General features: G+C 49.5%; 17 protein-coding genes and 4 pseudogenes. 11 read left to right on the forward strand and 10 right to left on the reverse strand.

All coding sequences use genetic code 11. The annotated features are described in order from the left end of the window. Window positions 1–37: 37 nt before the first annotated feature. The 3 genes from ACWWJF_RS10245 to ACWWJF_RS10255 form a co-directional block, all read right to left on the reverse strand. On the reverse strand, window positions 38–364 hold the full coding sequence (locus ACWWJF_RS10245; protein ID WP_455869372.1) for a hypothetical protein: 327 nt from the start codon (window positions 362–364) through the stop codon (window positions 38–40). Continuing rightward, window positions 364–651, reverse strand: a complete 288-nt coding sequence (locus tag ACWWJF_RS10250) for a hypothetical protein (RefSeq protein WP_455869373.1) — start codon at window positions 649–651, stop codon at window positions 364–366. The genes ACWWJF_RS10245 and ACWWJF_RS10250 overlap by 1 nt, the downstream gene beginning before the upstream one ends. Before the next feature lie 591 nt (window positions 652–1,242). Next, a complete protein-coding gene (locus ACWWJF_RS10255) occupies window positions 1,243–1,515 on the reverse strand; it encodes a Cox family DNA-binding protein (RefSeq protein ID WP_455869374.1) in 273 nt (90 codons plus the stop codon). Window positions 1,516–1,669: 154 nt separating this feature from the next. Here ACWWJF_RS10255 and ACWWJF_RS10260 point away from each other — a divergent pair, with 154 nt between their 5' ends. Next, entirely contained in the window at window positions 1,670–2,029 is a 360-nt protein-coding gene (locus tag ACWWJF_RS10260) for a helix-turn-helix domain-containing protein (RefSeq protein WP_455869375.1), read from the forward strand. Between the two features lie 148 nt (window positions 2,030–2,177). Here ACWWJF_RS10260 and ACWWJF_RS10265 read toward each other — a convergent pair whose 3' ends face one another. Beyond that, window positions 2,178–3,158, reverse strand: a complete 981-nt coding sequence (locus ACWWJF_RS10265; RefSeq protein ID WP_455869376.1) for an Rpn family recombination-promoting nuclease/putative transposase — start codon at window positions 3,156–3,158, stop codon at window positions 2,178–2,180. 647 nt (window positions 3,159–3,805) lie between these two features. Between ACWWJF_RS10265 and ACWWJF_RS10270 the strand changes: the two are divergent. Next, window positions 3,806–5,007, forward strand: a pseudogene (locus ACWWJF_RS10270) (integrase domain-containing protein). A 258-nt stretch (window positions 5,008–5,265) separates the two neighbouring features. Here ACWWJF_RS10270 and ACWWJF_RS10275 read toward each other — a convergent pair. Then, a complete protein-coding gene (locus tag ACWWJF_RS10275) occupies window positions 5,266–5,637 on the reverse strand; it encodes a DUF6527 family protein (RefSeq protein WP_455869377.1) in 372 nt (123 codons plus the stop codon). A 112-nt stretch (window positions 5,638–5,749) separates the two neighbouring features. On the opposite strand from ACWWJF_RS10275, the pseudogene ACWWJF_RS10280 reads away from it, so the two are divergent. The 6 genes and pseudogenes from ACWWJF_RS10280 (at window position 5,750) to ACWWJF_RS10305 (ending at window position 10,989) form a co-directional block, all read left to right on the forward strand. Then, window positions 5,750–6,961 (forward strand): annotated as a pseudogene (locus ACWWJF_RS10280) (IS256 family transposase). A gap of 198 nt (window positions 6,962–7,159) precedes the next feature. Then, window positions 7,160–8,367, forward strand: a protein-coding gene (locus tag ACWWJF_RS10285) for an IS3 family transposase (protein ID WP_455871028.1) whose coding sequence is annotated in 2 segments (ribosomal slippage) — window positions 7,160–7,481 and window positions 7,481–8,367 — 1,209 coding nt in all. Because the reading frame shifts where the segments join, the coding sequence is not laid out codon by codon here. A gap of 84 nt (window positions 8,368–8,451) precedes the next feature. Next, window positions 8,452–8,997, forward strand: coding sequence for a chorismate mutase (locus ACWWJF_RS10290; protein ID WP_455869378.1), 546 nt, complete (start codon window positions 8,452–8,454; stop codon window positions 8,995–8,997). A 162-nt stretch (window positions 8,998–9,159) separates the two neighbouring features. Next, complete coding sequence (locus ACWWJF_RS10295; protein WP_455871029.1) at window positions 9,160–9,564, forward strand: DNA polymerase III subunit psi; 405 nt, start codon at window positions 9,160–9,162, stop codon at window positions 9,562–9,564. Between the two features lie 27 nt (window positions 9,565–9,591). Then, window positions 9,592–10,032 (forward strand): ribosomal protein S18-alanine N-acetyltransferase, encoded by a 441-nt coding sequence (rimI, locus tag ACWWJF_RS10300; protein WP_455869379.1) that lies wholly within the window; start codon window positions 9,592–9,594, stop codon window positions 10,030–10,032. A gap of 112 nt (window positions 10,033–10,144) precedes the next feature. Beyond that, window positions 10,145–10,989, forward strand: a protein-coding gene (locus ACWWJF_RS10305; RefSeq protein WP_455869298.1) for an IS5 family transposase whose coding sequence is annotated in 2 segments (ribosomal slippage) — window positions 10,145–10,490 and window positions 10,490–10,989 — 846 coding nt in all. Because the reading frame shifts where the segments join, the coding sequence is not laid out codon by codon here. Window positions 10,990–11,000: 11 nt separating this feature from the next. Here ACWWJF_RS10305 and ACWWJF_RS10310 read toward each other — a convergent pair. Further along, window positions 11,001–11,498: pseudogene (locus ACWWJF_RS10310) on the reverse strand (PAS domain-containing protein); the annotation flags it as partial. Between the two features lie 268 nt (window positions 11,499–11,766). Here ACWWJF_RS10310 and ACWWJF_RS10315 point away from each other — a divergent pair. Then, window positions 11,767–12,974 (forward strand): IS3 family transposase gene (locus tag ACWWJF_RS10315; protein WP_455871030.1). Its coding sequence is split into 2 segments (ribosomal slippage): window positions 11,767–12,088 and window positions 12,088–12,974, totalling 1,209 coding nucleotides; the frame shifts between segments, so codons are not numbered across the junction. 200 nt (window positions 12,975–13,174) lie between these two features. Further along, window positions 13,175–13,863: pseudogene (locus ACWWJF_RS10320) on the forward strand (IS1 family transposase). Window positions 13,864–14,391: 528 nt separating this feature from the next. Here ACWWJF_RS10320 and pdeH read toward each other — a convergent pair. After that, window positions 14,392–15,180, reverse strand: a complete 789-nt coding sequence (gene pdeH / locus ACWWJF_RS10325) for a cyclic-guanylate-specific phosphodiesterase (protein ID WP_455869380.1) — start codon at window positions 15,178–15,180, stop codon at window positions 14,392–14,394. A 366-nt stretch (window positions 15,181–15,546) separates the two neighbouring features. Between pdeH and ACWWJF_RS10330 the strand changes: the two genes are divergently transcribed. Next, window positions 15,547–15,807: a YfhL family 4Fe-4S dicluster ferredoxin gene (locus ACWWJF_RS10330; RefSeq protein ID WP_455869381.1), complete on the forward strand. Its 261-nt coding sequence runs from the start codon at window positions 15,547–15,549 to the stop codon at window positions 15,805–15,807. Here the strand turns inward: ACWWJF_RS10330 and acpS are convergent. The 3 genes from acpS to recO all read right to left on the reverse strand — a co-directional run bounded on the left by acpS (window position 15,782) and on the right by recO (window position 17,784). Then, the gene (acpS, locus tag ACWWJF_RS10335) at window positions 15,782–16,201 is read right to left on the reverse strand and encodes a holo-ACP synthase (RefSeq protein ID WP_455869382.1); all 420 of its coding nucleotides are present in this window, start codon (window positions 16,199–16,201) and stop codon (window positions 15,782–15,784) included. The genes ACWWJF_RS10330 and acpS overlap by 26 nt on opposite strands. Next, window positions 16,201–16,932: a pyridoxine 5'-phosphate synthase gene (gene pdxJ, locus ACWWJF_RS10340; protein ID WP_455869383.1), complete on the reverse strand. Its 732-nt coding sequence runs from the start codon at window positions 16,930–16,932 to the stop codon at window positions 16,201–16,203. Before pdxJ ends, acpS begins: the two co-directional genes overlap by 1 nt. A 117-nt stretch (window positions 16,933–17,049) precedes the next feature. Then, on the reverse strand, window positions 17,050–17,784 hold the full coding sequence (gene recO / locus ACWWJF_RS10345; protein WP_455869384.1) for a DNA repair protein RecO: 735 nt from the start codon (window positions 17,782–17,784) through the stop codon (window positions 17,050–17,052). Between the last annotated feature and the right edge of the window lie 7 nt (window positions 17,785–17,791).

Genomic DNA, 17,791 nt, shown 5'->3' on the forward strand with positions numbered 1-17,791 from the left:
TTGAATGCCTTAATTCACGGGGTTCTGAGCATCCTGTTCAAAAAATGGCCAAAAGATGTGTATAACGATATGGCTCAACCCCAATCATCACGGTTAAATTCTGCCAGTCTTCGATAAATGACGAACCTGATATTTTTTTAATGACCTTGCTATTGGTTGCATTAAGAATCATTGGCTTAAGTTTTTCGTTTGGTCTAATCTGCTTCTCTTTGAAATAAGCCGTATTGAACTTGTCTTGCGTTTTCTTGGTTTTATCTGATTCGAGCACAACATGAGAGAGGGTTAATACTATCGGCTCAACAATATCAGCGCTGCTCAAATAAGGAGAATCGAACGCCTTTCTATAGTGCGTTTTGTCTTTCATTACGCAGGTACCTCGTAGTAAGCATCACGGCATCGCATCAGATATAAAATTTGTTCAACTTTCTGGGTAACATCGTACAAGACTTCATCGAATCCGTCGGTAGTTTCCAGTGCTAGTAACCATGCGTCGTATTCATCGCCTTTATCTGCATCGGAAAGTTTTTGTGCGAGATAAGCGTTGGTTAAACTTTCGTATAAATATTCCCCGCCTGGCTGACAAAATTCCTCTTCTTCAACCGTTAATTTTTTCAGTGCGCGAAGAATTTCATTTTCAGTTTGAATGTCCATACTGTTTCCTTCTTCGGCGATAGCTGCTCTTGACCGTATAGAGGTAAGTTTTTACTAGACAGCGGTTGTTAATACTGTCTGTAGGGTATCTGTCTACTTGATTTTTAAATGACGCGAGAAGGTTTACGACATCGTGTTCTTGCGTGTGATGTTCGGCGGGTTCACGCCATATGTTATTAATGATTTCTTCGGTTGAGCGTTTTTTTAGTAAACTTAATCTTATTGTGCGTATTCGAGATTGGTCGCGATAATGCATTTGACGCCGTTCACGGCAACGTTGGCGAGCATTCATTGATAAATATCTCCTCCATAAGAAGATTTATGCTAAGCACGAAACGTACTTACTACAAATCCACCTATTGGTTATTCAGTGTTTGTGTACACCTGTATCGGCATACCCCGTTCGGAAAGTCCCTACGTAAAGTAGGCTCAACTCCGCTTCACATAAACTTCATGCTCAGCTATCAGCAAATTACAGGTGCAACTTCCCTGCCATCCGTTTTACAGATTTTTTTTGCTGATACCGTATTGTTAAAGAGCAGGTCACAGCCCTAAACGCTGGCTATTCGCTTTTGTTCAAATTTCTAGCTTTTACAATCCAAGCCATTTAAGCCAAGCATCACGTTCTTCTGCGGGACGGTTAAAGTAGGCTTCTCGGACTATGCGATTGAATTCAGCGAGGTATATCCACGTTTCACTTACCCGTGAATTAGGTTTGTTGGGGTCTTGAAAATCCACCACGGGCAATTTTTCTCGTTTAATCATCAATCTGACGGCTTCATCTGTCTTACCGATCAACTCGGCAAACTTTTCTATCGTCACTGCGTCAACGGGATATTGCCCTGTGTAGTCACTGTTAGTCATCTGTGCCTCATATCTTCCAGACCCTTCTAGACCGCTGTAGACCGTTCCTGACCTTTTAAACATCAAAAATAGAGCTTTAATCTGTTATGCTTAAACTGGGTGCATTTGCCTAATTAATGCCGCGAATGCGGTATCTATTAAGGAGTTTAGTACCATGAATGCGGTATCGTCAAGTAGTATTGGAAAAAAAATACGAGATATTAGAGAAGCCGAAGGTTTAACGAGGAAAGAATTCTTTGAATTAACAGGTATTCCAATAAAAACACAGACATATTATGAAACTAACAGGAGAGAGGGAGTTGGAAGTAATATTTTATTTAAAATTACAAAGCATCCTAGATTCAAAAAATACACCATGTGGCTAATGACAGATGAAATCGAATCATCAGCCGGACAAATAGCTCCGGCTCTCGCACACTATGGAACCGATGGAGAGGAAGCACAAAAGCAGACAAGAAAAACGGGCGAGGACTCGGATGTGAGATCATCCCACTACGACCAGAAAACTGGATGACTATACAAAATGAGTTTGATAATTGGTTGGCAAATCAGGATAGTTTTTGGGAGTTCTTGCTTAAAGCGACTTGCTACCATCAAAAGCAAAAAATACTTAAGTAATATAATAAGTTATATATAAACTAGAGGCAAGCTAGCTTCTTGCCTCATAGTTTATCTAACTCAGCCTCTGAAAGGCCGGTGGCAATCTTTATCAAAGATCGCTCTGCACCGTTGGCTAGTAACTGTTGTGCAATTTTGCGAGAAGCGGCTTTCTCACCCTGCTGTAATCCCTCGTTAACTCCATCCTGTCGGCCTAGCTGGTAGCCTTTTTGTTCGCCGTCTTGCTGGCCTAGCTGGTAGCCTCTAGCCTCGCCTCTAGCTTCACCTTTAGCTTCAAGTTGTTCTGCAATAGTCATAAAATCCTCCCGGTAAGTCGGTGCTTTTTCTGCAAGGGTACGTATGAACCCCTCGCCGTCAATCGTATTTCCTGCTTTAGCTATATAATATAATAAACTCTTGCATTGTTCTTTGGAATACTGCCATTTTTCTATTAGAGTAGCTAACTCTGCGGCAAGTTCCAACATATCTCGCGTTCTGATGTGCTTTTGTACGAGTTGCAGGAGTGCTACTCGGCGGTGCGTCAGGATCTCCTCATCCGGTATTGTGGTGATATCAACCAGCGGGAACGCTTGTTTATAGACTGATTCTGCCAGTTCAGGGTCAGCAAAGCAGTCAAACCATTGGGTAGTGTACGGATAGGGTGATGTGGTGCCGTGATAGAACAGCAGCGGGATCACTACCGGCAAGGTGTCGTTGCCTTGTTCAAGGTGCCGCTGCATGGCTGCTACACTGTACCGTAGAAGCCTGAATGCCATTAGCTTTTCTGGGCGGCTCTGGTGCTCGACAAGACAATAAACGTAACCATCGTGGCCCATCGTAGTCTTTATCGAGTAAAGCATATCTGAACACTGGGTGCGCAAGTCATCTTCGATAAAGCTACCTGATTCCATTGCAAGAGTGCTGAAATCGCAGCGCTCTCGAAGATGAGGTGGCAAATGCACTTCCAGAAAGTCCCGAGCTACAGCAATATCGCCAAGGAACTTTTTGAACAGTGAATCATGTTGGGATAGTGACGAGTTTTTCATGGGTTCAGTATATCGTGACCATCAAAATTTAACCATTGAAATAATGTATATAATCACCAAGTGAATTTGTGATAAACAATCATGATTTTATAAATTATTGCAATAGCAACTTGTATTTTTACTTATTCCTCATAGTGCCAGATTAAGTAAGGAGCATTAAAATTATGAGTATAGTGCATAAGATTTTTTCGACAAATATGCTAAACAGGGGTGGGACAGATTTGGGACACACAAAGGTTTAAATCGGTTTTCAAGCCTTTGCATGTTTTCGCATCTTGGGACGTGTGAGCGCGGTAGAATGCGGTAATTGACTGTATTAAAAGGGGGTTCTAGGAACTTTTAATCAATTGGTCGCAGGTTCGAATCCTGCACGACCCACCAATATACATTCCTGGGGCGTCTCATAGAGTCCGGGGAAGTAAGAAAACCGTATCACTATCAACAAGATACGGTTTTTTTTCCTCTGTATACTCCCTTCCGGGTACCGGGGGAGCCGGAGCAAATGTGCCTATGAATGGGCCCACGTCTTCGAAGGTGGAAATCTTGTAGGCCTATTTTGAGTTTTGGGCTGAAAGACGTTTCAGAAAACAGAATATTGCACCGCTCCATCACTGTCATTTTCCACTGATAGATTAAGGAGTGACTTTATGGCTGTGCTTACCCGTCCGTTGTCTGCCTCGGAAGTCCAGAAGGCAAAACCCGCCGTTAAAGATTACGAACTGTTCGATGGACAAGGGCTGACCCTTTTCGTCAGAACCACCGGTAAAAAAATCTGGCGCTTTCGCTACAGGCGTCCAGGTTCGACCTCCCGAACCACCATCACCCTCGGACATTACCCCGCCATGTAGCTTGCCAGCGCCCGGACGTTGCATGCAGAACATCTTCCCCTGCTGGTAAAGGGTATCGACCCGAAAAAGCAGGAGCAGGAAGATGCTGAATGGGAACGGCTGGCGGTGGACAGTCTGTTTATCAACGTGGCGACCAGGTGGTTTGCCGTTAAAAAAACACCATTTCCGCAGACTATGCCGATGATATCTGGAAGTCACTGGAGCGTGACGTGTTCCCCGCTATCGGCCAGACCCCCGTGACGGCGCTGAAAGCGCACACGCTGATTGTCGCGCTTGAGCCGGTGAGGGTACGTGGTGCACTGGAAACCCTGTACCGCCTGACGCAGCGGATTAATGAAGTGATGAAATTTGCCATTAACACCGGCCTGCTGGATGCCAACCCGGCATCAACCATTGATGAGGCATTTGTGAAGCCTAAAAAGCAGCATATGCCGACCATCCGGCCGGAACGCCTGCCGGAGCTGATGCAGCGGGTTTATGTGACTAATTTATCCCCGATGACGCGCCTGTTGTTGCTATGGCAGCTTCTGACGCTTGTACGCCCTGCTGAGGCGGCCGGAACTTTGATATGGAGAAACGGCTCTGGACGCTCCCGGCTGCGTGTATGAAGATGAAACGCGAACATCAGGTGCCACTATCGCCACAAGCGCTGGCTGTACTGGAACAGCTTAAGCCTCTGAGTGAGCATTCGGCGTTTGTTTTCCCCGGAAGGGTAAAACGCAGCCAGCCGATGCACAGTGAAACGGTCAACAAGGCGCTATGGCGAATGGGTTATGGTGGTGAGCTGGTATCACACGGATTCCGGGCGCTGGGCAAGTACCACGCTGAACGAGGCCGGATTCCCGCCGGATGTGATAGAAGCCACGTTGGCGCATATTGATGCTAACCCGACCCGTGCCGCGTATAACCGTGCAACCTACATGACACAGCGTGTTGAGCTGATGGACTGGTGGGGGCAGAAAATCAGTGATCCGTCTGTTGCGGCAACTCTCCTGACATAGGGGAAAAAAGCGTGATCGGAATCACCGAAATCAGTGATCGCAATCGGCGAAATAAGCAGCATAACCCCCGTCGCCAGGGGACGGCTAAGTGCCAAAGCGGAAGTTACTAAACTCATCTCGTGTTAATGTACAGGGGGCTGGTCACGCTTATTTAAACGAAACAGTAATTCTTCCTGAAGAGCAGAGCACGTTAAGCCACGAAAATATATGTGATGCTCGTTCAGGAAATGTACTTGTCCATTTAGTGAATTTAGAGCCCTAACCAGGATTTAATCTTATGTAACAGCCCCCGGAATCTGATTTGTTGCTGCCTTCTACTGCATTGCGGTGCGGTACTTCAGGGGCCGCGAGCTCATTTTCAGTCACCGAGAGTTCACGTCGGGCCTTGGCTCTTCTGTCCTGCAAACGACCTATTTTAATTTGCTCCTCAGTCATATCTCCGGCCCAGACAATCGCCGAACTTCTTACCCAATAGTGGGGGCGACACGGAAAGGTCCAGTTACCGATGGAGGGCTTTAGAGAAATGGTTTCACCGTCAAACATCATCTGCCAGTCGGTCGGGGAGAATGGAGTAAATACTTTTTGTCCACAGCCACACGCACAAAGATGTACGGCTGTAGAGAACTCCATCGCCAGATATAACTCCCCGGTTTTTAGGCGCTCCGGGAAAGACCCTGTACATAAATTTGTGTAATTGCCTGATTTTGATATGTTCAATCCAACATCAAAAACAGGTTAATTTATGGACGAAAAACAGTTGCAGGCTCTGGCTAACGAACTGGCCAAAAATCTCAAAACCCCTGACGATCTCAGCCAACAATTCGATCGCCTGCTGAAGAAAATCAGCGTTGAGGCTGCTCTCAACGCCGAAATGTCCCACCATCTGGGCTACGATAAAAATCAGCCCAAACCGGGGGCCAACTCCCGCAACGGCTATTCCACAAACACCGTGACCACCGGCGATGGCCCTCTGGCACTACGTACTCCGCGCGATCGTGATGGCTCCTTCGAATCATAACTGGTGAAGAAAAACCAGACCCGGATCACCGGGATGGATAACCAAATCCTGTCCCTGTACGCCAGAGGGATGACCACCCGCGAGATAGCGTCTGCGTTCAACGAGCTGTATGACGCGGATGTCTCACCGGCGCTGGTCTCGAAGGTCACCGACGCCGTGATGGAACAGGTTACTGAATGGCAAAATCGTCCACTGGATGCAGTCTATCCCATTGTTTACCTTGACTGTATCATCCTGAAGGTCCGGCAGGCCAGTCGCGTCATCAATAAATCCGTGTTCCTGGCACTGGGTATCAACATCGAGGGCCAGAAAGAACTGCTGGGTATGTGGCTGGCCGAAAACGAGGGCGCGAAGTTCTGGCTCAATGTGCTGACAGAACTAAAAAACCGCGGCCTGAACGATATCCTCATCGCCTGTGTCGACGGTCTGAAAGGCTTCCCGGACGCCATCAACGCGGTGTATCCGGAAGCCCGCATCCAGCTGTGCATCGTGCACATGGTACGCAACAGCCTGAGGTTCGTCTCTTGGAAGGACTACAAAGCCGTCACACGCGACCTGAAAGCCATCTATCAGGCCGCTACGGAAGAAGCAGGCCAGCAGGCGCTGGAAGCATTCGCCAGCGCATGGGACAGCCGCTATCCACAGATAAGCCGGAGCTGGCAGACGAACTGGAGCAATCTGGCAACGTTCTTCGCTTACCCGGCAGATATCCGCAAAGTCATCTACACAACCAACGCCATCGAGTCGCTGAACAGTGTTATCCGGCATGCGATTAAAAAACGCAAGGTGTTCCCGACTGACGACGCAGTGAAAAAGGTGGTGTGGCTGGCAATCCAGTCGGCCTCACAGAAATGGACGATGCCACTGCGGGACTGGCGTATGGCAATGAGCCGTTTTATTATCGAGTTCGGTGACCGCCTGGACGGTCACTACTGAGAAAGGCATTTACACAGAATCATGTACAGGGTCTCGGGAGACGGTATCGAAACAGAATTACTCTGTGCCTGAAGGCGTATCATCCGTTTTCTGCGAAGGCCGGCGGCTGATGTAGCCCCCTGTAACACCAGACAGTCGCTGTATCTCCAGATAAGAGATAGGCTTAGATCTATGTCTAACAATCATGCTAATTTTGAAATGACCGGGATCCTGTTAGGGCAAGAAGTCCGTAAGCGTAAAACTCCGCAAGAGAAAATCGCCATCATTCAGCAGACAATGGAGCCGGGGATGAACGTCTCCCATGTAGCCCGCCTGCATGGCATCCAGCCCAGCCTTTTGTTTAAGTGGAAGAAGCAATACCAGGAAGGAAGCCTCACCGCCGTTGCGGCCGGAGAAGAAGTGGTTCCAGCTTCGGCGCTGGCGACTGCCCTCAAGCAGGTCCGGGAGCTGCAGCGCCTTCTGGGTAAGAAGACGATGGAAGTTGAGATCCTCAAAGAAGCAGTGGAGTACGGCCAGTCGCGAAAATGGATAGCGCACGCGCCCTTGTTGCCAAAGGACGGGGAATAGCTCTGGTCAGCCGCGCCATGAGCGTGTCGCGTGCGCAGCTGTCACTGCGGGTTAACCGTTCTGCCGACTGGCTGGATAGGCGCAGCAACCGGCGTAATGACGAAGCTGATGCTGAGATATTATCGGACATCCTCTGTATCATCAGCGACATGCCCAGTTACGGTTACCGCCGAGTGTGGGGTATCCTGGGTAAGCAACGTCGTGCAGAGGGACTTCCACCGGTGAACGCCAAACGGCTTTACAGGATAATGAGCGAGCATAACCTGCTGTTGTTGCATGATAAAACTGAACGTCCGAAGCGGGAGCATAAAGGCAAAATCGCGGTAGCAGAGAGCGATATGCGCTGGTGCTCAGATGGCTTCGAGTTCGGTTGTGACAACGGCGAGAAGCTGCGGGTGACGTTCGCGCTGGACTGCTGCGACCGGGAGGCCATAGACTGGGCAGCGAGCACCAGGGGTTATGACAGTTCAACCGTGCAGGATGTGATGCTGAGGTCGGTGGAAAAACGCTTCGGTAGCGCGCTGCCGGATAAACCAGTGCAATGGCTGACGGATAATGGTTCAGCGTACACAGCGCATGAAACGCGGAAGTTCGCCAGAGAACTGAATCTGGAGCCCTGCACAACAGCGGTGAGCAGTCCACAGAGTAACGGCATGGCAGAACGGTTCGTGAAGACGATGAAGGAAGATTACATCGCCTTCATGCCAAAACCCGATGTGCGAACAGCGCTGAAGAACCTTGCAGCGGCGTTCAATCATTACAATGAAAACCATCCGCACAGTGCGCTGGGATACAACTCCCCAAGAGAATATCGGCGCCAGCGGGCATCGTTAACTTAAGAGACAAAAGCTGTCCGGAGATGGTGGGTCAAGATCAAACCTACATCGAAGGCATATCCCCCTAATAGCAAAAGGTGACGTTAAATGTTTAGTAAAGTGTCAGCAAGGTCGCTACTTTTAGCCGGACTGTTCTTTTCCGAAACGGCATTAGCCTCCCCCACACAATGCAGCGATCTGGCCTCATTGATTAACCAGCGTTTGTCTTACATGAAGGATGTTGCAGGGTATAAAGCGGAAAAACACCTTGCCATTGAAGACGTGCCTCAGGAAGTCAACGTGATGACCAACTCCGTCGCGGTGGCAGAAAAGCTCGGGTTGCTCGGCGAGTCGGTAAAGCCGTTTATCCAGGCGCAGATGGATGCCGCCAAGGCTATCCAATATCGTTACCGCGCTGACTGGTTATCTGTTGCAGAAAGTGGCTGGCGCCCCAATCCATTGCCTCAAGTAAGATCAAAAATAAGCGTATTGAACACCGACATTCTCTCTTGTATTACTGCAACCTTGACCCAAGGCGAACAATTCACCAACAAAGTCGCCTTTCTCCGTGTTCTTAACCAAGCTAACTTAAAAGACGGTGACAAAGAGCGCATATGGCACTCCTTGCAACAAATCACATTGAAGCGTCATTAACGTGAGATGTTTTATTTTTCACTGAGGCGGTGTGAAAAATACGGCGTTGGCCATTACCAGGCTTAAAGGGGAACGCACTGCTGCCGGTTCACTTTATTGGCGCATCCGTATCAGGTTTGTTAGCATAGCGCGGCTATCATGGCGAACCGAGCACTGGATATCATGGCACCAAGACGCGATTGGCTTTTACAACAGATGGGGATTACTCAGTGGACGTTACGCCGCCCCACGGTGTTGCAGGGCGAGATTGCCGTTACCCTGCCCGCACAAACGCGTCTGGTGATTGTTGCCGCTTCGCTCCCCACCGCCCATGACCCTCTGATTGGCGATGTGCTGCACAGTTTGTCACTGCGCCCCGAACAAGTGTACCCGCTCACACCGGAACAGACTGCCATGCTGCCCACTTCGACGCATTGCCATAGCTGGTGTCTGGGGGTTGATGTGCCGCCCGCCTGGACGGGGGTGCAATTGAGTAGTCCGACGCTGGACGAGCTTTACGCCAACCCCAGTGCCAAACGCGCCCTGTGGCAACAAATCAGTGAACATCTTCCCTTGCTGGCAGCCTAAGAGGCCCATTAATTCAGGTTGTTTATCATGCACGTTATTTCTCCCCTTACGTCCCACGATTTTCCTGCCGCCTTTGCCATCGAAAAGGCAAGCCACGCTTTTCCGTGGACGGAAAGCACCTTTAACAGTAATCAGGGCGAACGCTACCTGAACCTGAAATTGACACGCGACGATACGCTGGTGGCGTTTGCCATTACCCAAGTGGTACTGGATGAAGCGACGTTGTTCAATATTGCCGTTCACCCGACACACCAACGGCAAGGCCACGGTCGGCATCTCCTGGAACAACTGATTAAAACGCTGGAGGCGCGCGGCATTACCACACTGTGGCTGGAGGTTCGTGCATCCAACGCCAACGCCATCGCGCTGTATGAGCAATTGGGGTTTAACGAAGTGTCGCTGCGGCGTAACTATTACCCGGCAGCCAACGGGCGCGAAGATGCGGTGATCATGGCATTGCCGCTGTAAACCATAACGCGCCTGCGCCACCACACCATGGCAACAGGCGCGGTCAGTACTAGGCTGTGTCCCTTAATCCCATGAGTTATACTAACTGTTTGTTTCTAAATCATTTTAAACTATGGCTCGCTACGACCTTCCCGATGAAGCATGGGCTATCATCCAGCCCTTACTCCCTGCTGAACCAGCAACACCACAGGCCGGACGCCCATGGGCTGAGCATCGCATGATTATCAATGGCATGTTCTGGGTGCTGTGCTCTGGTGCCCCATGGCGTGATTTACCTGAGCGATACGGCCCATGGAAAACCGTTTATAACCGCTTTAACCGATGGTCAAAATCGGGAGTCATTAACATTATTTTCAATAAGTTACTTTCATCACTTGATGCCCATGGCCTCGTGGACTGGTCAGCGACTGCGCTGGATGGTAGCAATATCAGGGCGCTGAAATGTGCTGCCGGTGCTCAAAAAAACATCCCGATATCACCGGAGATAATGGTCTGGGTCGCTCTCGAGGTGGTTTTGGCACCAAAATCCATATGGCTACAGACGGAAGTGGTCTTCCGTTAAACATCGTGTTGAGCCCCGGTCAGGCTCATGAAAGTCAGTTTGCACTACGTCTTTTGGACGGTATTGGTGTTCAACGCCAGAACGGCAGTATGAAACGCCGTGGTCATGCGGTGCTGGCTGACAAGGCGTACTCCGGGCATGTATTACGTAACGAGCGGAAAAACAGAGGTATAAAAACTGTCATCCCCCGAAAATCCACTGAAAAAATGGCGGTGGATGGTCGTTCAAAGCTCGATCGTGACGCCTACCGCAATCGGAACGTTGTTGAGCGGTGCTTTGGCCGTCTGAAAGAATACCGTCGCATTGCGACACGTTACGACAAAACGGCGAGGAATTATCTGGCAATGTTGAAACTGGGCTGCATCCGCCTGTTTTACCAGAGGTTATGTAATTAAGGGACACAGCCTAAGGCGCGATTATAAGAGTTATCGTGATGTTCCTTTGCTTTACGCTCCGTAATGTCCAGCTTCACCCCAACATAATTCGTTGAATCTGTGACTTTATTATAGATTTTAGAAATATTGGCCTTTTCCCAGTAAAGCTGCCCGTCTTTACGACGGTTAATAAATTCACCGCTCCAGGTTTCACCACGATCGAGCGTTGACCAAAGATCTTCATACACGCTGGGGTTGGTCATTCCCGAATTCATTATATTGGTTTTTTTACCGATCACTTCATCGGGCATATAACCGGACATGGTTACAAACTGACGATTTACATAAAGAATTTCACAATTCTCATTCGCAATAATGATCGAAGCCGGGCTATATTCTGTGGCATAAAAAATCGTATCGAGGAAGTCTTGTTTTTCGCGATCCTGCTTAAACTTTTGCTTGCTTCCCCTGTTTCTGATAACAGAAACCAACAACAGTATTATAAGTATGGTTATTATTATCTCATACACAATAACACGCCCCTCAGTCCTCGGAAGAACTGGTCATACAAACCACATCACGGATAGTGAAACACACAGACAAAGCGCCGCTCTCCCATACAGATTCGGGATCGGCAGTTTTCCGGAGAGCGGGAGGGAGGGATGAAAAAACGCTCCTGTGTTCAGATGAATTCAAAAACATAGGAATGATGTAGCCCCCTGTAACACCAGACAGTAGCTGTATCTCCAGATAAGAGATAGGCTTAGATATATGTCTAACAATCATGCTAATTTTGAAATGACCGGGATCCTGTTAGGGCAAGAAGTCCGTAAGCGTAAAACTCCGCAAGAGAAAATCGCCATCATTCAGCAGACAATGGAGCCGGGGATGAACGTCTCCCATGTAGCCCGCCTGCATGGCATCCAGCCCAGCCTTTTGTTTAAGTGGAAGAAGCAATACCAGGAAGGAAGCCTCACCGCCGTTGCGGCCGGAGAAGAAGTGGTTCCAGCTTCGGCGCTGGCGACTGCCCTCAAGCAGGTCCGGGAGCTACAGCGCCTTCTGGGTAAGAAGACGATGGAAGTTGAGATCCTCAAAGAAGCAGTGGAGTACCGCCAGTCGCGAAAATGGATAGCGCACGCGCCCTTGTTGCCAAAGGACGGGGAATAGCTCTGGTCAGCCGCGCCATGAGCGTGTCGCGTGCGCAGCTGTCACTGCGGGTTAACCGTTCTGCCGACTGGCTGGACAGGCGCAGCAACCGGCGTAATGACGAAGCTGATGCTGAGATATTATCGGACATCCTCCGTATCATCAGCGACATGCCCAGTTACGGTTACCGCCGAGTGTGGGGTATCCTGCGTAAGCAACGTCGTGCAGAGGGACTTCCACCGGTGAACGCCAAACGGCTTTACAGGATAATGAGCGAGCATAACCTGCTGTTGTTGCATGATAAAACTGAACGTCAGAAGCGGGAGCATAAAGGCAAAATCGCGGTAGCAGAGAGCGATATGCGCTGGTGCTCAGATGGCTTCGAGTTCGGTTGTGACAACGGCGAGAAGCTGCGGGTGACGTTCGCACTGGACTGCTGCGACCGGGAGGCCATAGACTGGGCAGCGAGCACCAGGGGTTATGACAGTTCAACCGTGCAGGATGTGATGCTGAGGTCGGTGGAAAAACGCTTCGGTAGCGCGCTGCCGGATAAACCAGTGCAATGGCTGACGGATAATGGTTCAGCGTACACAGCGCATGAAACGCGGAAGTTCGCCAGAGAACGGAATCTGGAGCCCTGCACAACAGCAGTGAGCAGTCCACAGAGTAACGGCATGGCAGAACGGTTCGTGAAGACGATGAAGGAAGATTACATCGCCTTCATGCCAAAACCCGATGTGCGAACAGCGCTGAAGAATCTTGCAGCGGCGTTCAATCATTACAATGAAAACCATCCGCACAGTGCGCTGGGATACAACTCCCCAAGAGAATATCGGCGCCAGCGGGCATCGTTAACTTAAGATACAAAAGCTGTCCGGAGATGGTGGGTCAAGATCAGGAACATCAGCATAAAGCCCCCATCTATCACTGTGTGTAAATAAAAATAACAAGTCCAAACAGAGTATCTTTAATTAGCGTTAAGGTGATGAATAATAACTCGTGGGTAATGCCTTCAAATAGTTGGCTTTTGTGATATTCTGCCGCTATTTGAGGTTTCCACGTGGTTACTGTTTTTGTTCATTGCCCTCGCTGCCATTCAGATAAAGTTTATCGACATGGCCTTAGTCCAACTAAGCGCGAACGCTTCCGGTGTCAGTGCTGTCGCCGTGTATTCCAGCTTACCTACCACTATGAAGCGCGAAAGCCGGGAGTCAAAGAGCAGATCGTTGATATGGCCTTCAACGGTGCCGGTGTTCGCGATACCGCCAGAACGTTGAAAATCGGCATCAATACGGTCATCCGGGCTTTAAAAAGCTCTCGCCCCGCAGGATAACGTCTTCTCCCGTTGCTCACGCCGACGTCGCCCTTATCTGTGAACTTGATGAGCAATGGAGCTTCGTTGGCAGTCAGGCGCTACAGCACTGGTAGGCTTACAATACCAAAACGGGCGGTGTTCTGGCCTACACTTTTGGCCCCCGAACCGATGAGACCTGCCGTGAATTGCTGGCTCTGTTGACACCGTTCAACATCGGCATGATTACCAGTGACAACTGGGGCAGCTATGCAAGAGAGGTTCCGAAGCAGAAACATCTGACTGGCAAGATCTTCACGCAACGCATAGAGCGCAATAACCTGACGCTCCGTACCCGCATTAAACGACTGGCGCGTAAAACGATTTGCTTCTCGCGCTCCGTCGAGATCCACGAAAAAGTCATCGGAGCCTTCATCGAAAAACACATGTTCTACTAATTGGAGTCATTACCAACTCGTGTTATAAGTTTATCTAATGAAATAAAAAACTTACGAATCTCAATGTTACGTATTTTGAACATCAAAATTCTGTAAGCAAATCAATTACACCAATAGGTATCATTGTTTTAATCAATAAAATATATCACCACTCGATAATTTATCGCTCTCATTAAATAAAAAACCATTTTCTCATTATATTCATAAAGTTAACATCAATACAAAATCGTTTCACTTATCATGTGCACCTGTTGAGCCCCCATCAAGATCAGGAGCGGCAAGGTTCATTCCACTAATAATTAACAATATAAAACACCATTACTGAAAAAATTACAAGAATCAAACAATGAAAAGAGCCTGTATAACAAAATGAATCACCATTTTTAACGTTTAGACGTCAGGCAGGACAACAAACGGCGAAAAAGCAGCGCGCGAGGAAAGGGAGAAATAAAATGTAAATTATCGTGTCAAGTAACCAACGCGCTAACAGTGATACCAGTCCAACAGGTTGGACTGACTCTGCTAAGATTACAGCGTAGATTTCAACTCGCTAAAATTCTCAAAAGGCTGGGGGCGAGACAGGAAATACCCTTGCACCGCGTCAGCCCGCGTTTGCGTTACCATGCCCCACTCTTCCTGCGTTTCGACCCCTTCAACCACCACGTGATTACAAAAGCGGGACAGCAGCGCCACCAACGACGGGAACAGCTGACGGCCCTCCTCACTTTTTTGCAGCAAAATAAACAGCTCGCGCGCCACTTTGATACAGTCATATTGCGCTTGCATCAACGAAGAAAAATTGGCGACGCCCGCCCCGAAATCATCCAGCCACAGGTGGCGCATTTCAGGAAACATGGTCAAGACTTCTTGCGAGAGCGTCCCCTGATTTTCAACGATCTCAAATCGCAGCCAGGGCATGGAGGCGATCAACTGTTTCGCTTCATGGCTCTGTTGTAACGCATGCAACGTTTGCCCGTCCACATTGACTGACGCCAGAATGCCGTCCTGAATAAAGCGAGGATGCCAACGCGACAGAAGCTGCATTTGCTCAATCACTACCTGTAACCGCTCAGCCACATTGATACTGGCAAAATAGGTTTCAGGTGAAACAAAACGCTGCGGGAACGCTGGCGAAAACACAGCAGTAAGCAGCTCTATCGCTAACAGTTTGCCGCTGGTGCGGTAAATAGGCTGAAAGTTATAGCGTCTTTGACAGTGATGCCAATACTGGCGTTCAAAAGCTGCCGCATCCCCAAGTTCAGAAGGCAGTGCCTGTATAACCCCTAAATTCCCCTGCTGCCCGATACATTTTGTCATAAGACCTGATGTGATACGTTGTTAGCCTGCTTATACTCATATCGTTATACACATCTTTTGGCCATTTTTTGAACAGGATGCTCAGAACCCCGTGAATTAAGGCATTCAAGCCATCCCATTGGCTTTTTGAGGTTCAAAATGCCACTCTGAGATAAACCCGTAACTCATTGATTAAACAGTGCGTTAGAAAGATGTGTATAACGATATGGCTTATACTTAGAAAAATGGATATCGGCAAAGCCGCAGAAAACTTTATTCATTATTTGGCTTACTACGCTATTTTATGCGAGAGATATCGGGGAAAGAGAGTGCTCCGCTACGCCGTTACGAGTATAATCCGCAGCTGGTTTTGCAAGGTATAAAGATATGGCATTACTGATCACCCCTAAATGCATTAACTGCGACATGTGCGAGCCTGAATGTCCCAATCAGGCAATTTCTATGGGGCTGGATACCTATGAAATAGATCCGCTGCGTTGCACAGAATGTATGGGCCACTACGATGTGCCTACCTGCCAAAAGGTATGCCCGATTGACAATACAATCATTCGTGACCCGCAACAAGTGGAAACGCAGGAGCAATTATGGGAAAAGTTTGTTGTTATGCATCACGCCGATCGTCTGTGAGCGGGCGTTTTCGCTCCCCTTCAAGGATCACTGTGGCGCAGGCATAGTGCCGCTCATCGGCAATGGTCACGTGTATCTCTTCCACTCCTAAGTTTTCCGCCATCGATTGCGCGCGTCCCCAAAGTCGCAGGCAAGGTTTACCCAACGCATCGTTGAAGACGTCGAATTGATCGAAAGCCAGCCCTTGGCTAATGCCGGTGCCTAAGGCCTTCGCCGCCGCTTCTTTAACAGCAAAGCGCTTAGCAAGATAGCGGGCAGACTGCGGGTGCTTTTCATAGTGCACCCACTCTTGTGCGGATAATACTCTGCGCGCCAGAAGATCGCCGGATCGCGCTATAATCGCCTCGATACGGGCGATCTCCACAATGTCCGAGCCAAGTCCCAGAATAGCCATTAACGACGTGCTTCCTGCAGCAATGCCTTCATTTCCGCGACGGCCTCTGCCAAGCCACTCATGACGGCGCGACCGATAATCGCATGCCCGATATTAAGCTCATGGATTTCAGGCAGGGCCGCAATAGCTTGCACGTTGTGGTAGGTCAGGCCATGTCCGGCATTTACCTTGAGTCCTTTGCTGGCGGCATAAACCGCTGCATCGCGAATACGCGTCCACTCTTGCTGGCGCAGCGTATCGTCCTGAGCATCGGCATAAGCACCGGTATGGATTTCGATATAAGGAGCGCCAACGGCTACAGCGGCATCAATTTGCACCCGTTCGGGGTCGATAAACAGAGATACCAGAATTCCCGCCTCGTGCAAACGGGCCACGGCTGATGTCATGCGCGGCAGTTGACCCGCAACGTCCAACCCACCTTCCGTTGTCACTTCCTGGCGTTTCTCTGGCACCAGACAACAAAAGTGAGGACGAAGCTCGCAGGCAATCGCCAGCATCTCTTCCGTCACCGCCATTTCAAGGTTCATGCGCGTCTGCAACGTTTGGCGTAACAAACGCACATCGCGATCGGTGATATGACGACGATCTTCACGCAGATGAACCGTAATACCATCCGCCCCCGCTTGCTCGGCAACAAACGCAGCTTGCACCGGATCGGGGTACGCTGTGCCGCGCGCATTGCGCAGGGTCGCCACATGATCGATATTTACACCCAGCAAAAGCTCTGCCATGAAATCAGTCCTCAAAAAAATCACCGTTAGACGACCAGTGTACACTGGCCTTTCGGTTCGTTACCACTGCGGCAATCTTTAGATAGCGAGAGGTTGACAGGTTCACTGCTCAGGTCATTATTCTTTTGCAACAGGTGGCGTGTAGGGACGTAAAACGGCAGATTTTTGAAACAGCTCACGGCTCTTCAATGGCTTGCCGCCCAGATAAGGTTTGAGCGCCATACGGGTAAAGCGTTTCGCAGCCCGCAGGGTTTGCACATCAGGAAATTCCCGCGCAGCCAGCGCACGCAACTCATAGCCGGTAAAGCTACGCTGATCCACAATCATACTGGCGATAAACCCTTTTTCTTCACGGTAGCGGTAGGTCATGGTGTCTGCAACGGGCTCCCCACTGCCTGCACAGTGCAGAAAATCAACGCCGTAACCGAGATAGCCCAACAGCGCCAGCTCAAAACGACGCAGTGCCGGTTCCGGTGAGGAGCTCAACGCTGCCAGTTGCTGCAAGCAATGCAGGTAATCGAAGAAGAGTGCGGAAAAATTGGTTTCGTGCTCCAGCACGCGAGCAAGCAATTCATTGACGTAGAGGCCGCTGTACAACATGACGCCAGTGAGCGGTAGTGCCAGTGATACCGGTTCAGCATTACGCAAGGTTTTTACTTCACCGCGTCCACCCCAGCGCACCAGCAATGGCGTGAACGGTTGCAAACATCCTTTTAGCGGAGAGCGGCGCGCGCGCGCGCCTTTGGCTAACACGCGCACACGCCCTTCGTCTTCCGTGAAAAGATCCAGCAACAGGCTGGTTTCACTGTAAGGTCGCCCATGCAAGACAAACGCGCACTGCCAGCCTTCCATCGGCGTT

The sequence above is a fragment of the Symbiopectobacterium sp. Eva_TO genome (assembly GCF_053848865.1).

What these genes read in the sequence shown, in the direction of transcription:
- ACWWJF_RS10245 (WP_455869372.1), bottom strand. Translation starts at nt 364, where the DNA reads ATGAAAGACAAAACGCACTATAGAAAGGCGTTCGATTCTCCTTATTTG.
- ACWWJF_RS10250 (WP_455869373.1), bottom strand. Translation starts at nt 651, where the DNA reads ATGGACATTCAAACTGAAAATGAAATTCTTCGCGCACTGAAAAAATTA.
- ACWWJF_RS10255 (WP_455869374.1), bottom strand. Translation starts at nt 1,515, where the DNA reads ATGACTAACAGTGACTACACAGGGCAATATCCCGTTGACGCAGTGACG.
- ACWWJF_RS10260 (WP_455869375.1), top strand. Translation starts at nt 1,670, where the DNA reads ATGAATGCGGTATCGTCAAGTAGTATTGGAAAAAAAATACGAGATATT.
- ACWWJF_RS10265 (WP_455869376.1), bottom strand. Translation starts at nt 3,158, where the DNA reads ATGAAAAACTCGTCACTATCCCAACATGATTCACTGTTCAAAAAGTTC.
- ACWWJF_RS10275 (WP_455869377.1), bottom strand. Translation starts at nt 5,637, where the DNA reads ATGGAGTTCTCTACAGCCGTACATCTTTGTGCGTGTGGCTGTGGACAA.
- ACWWJF_RS10290 (WP_455869378.1), top strand. Translation starts at nt 8,452, where the DNA reads ATGTTTAGTAAAGTGTCAGCAAGGTCGCTACTTTTAGCCGGACTGTTC.
- ACWWJF_RS10295 (WP_455871029.1), top strand. Translation starts at nt 9,160, where the DNA reads ATGGCACCAAGACGCGATTGGCTTTTACAACAGATGGGGATTACTCAG.
- rimI (WP_455869379.1), top strand. Translation starts at nt 9,592, where the DNA reads ATGCACGTTATTTCTCCCCTTACGTCCCACGATTTTCCTGCCGCCTTT.
- pdeH (WP_455869380.1), bottom strand. Translation starts at nt 15,180, where the DNA reads ATGACAAAATGTATCGGGCAGCAGGGGAATTTAGGGGTTATACAGGCA.
- ACWWJF_RS10330 (WP_455869381.1), top strand. Translation starts at nt 15,547, where the DNA reads ATGGCATTACTGATCACCCCTAAATGCATTAACTGCGACATGTGCGAG.
- acpS (WP_455869382.1), bottom strand. Translation starts at nt 16,201, where the DNA reads ATGGCTATTCTGGGACTTGGCTCGGACATTGTGGAGATCGCCCGTATC.
- pdxJ (WP_455869383.1), bottom strand. Translation starts at nt 16,932, where the DNA reads ATGGCAGAGCTTTTGCTGGGTGTAAATATCGATCATGTGGCGACCCTG.
- recO (WP_455869384.1), bottom strand. Translation starts at nt 17,784, where the DNA reads ATGGAAGGCTGGCAGTGCGCGTTTGTCTTGCATGGGCGACCTTACAGT.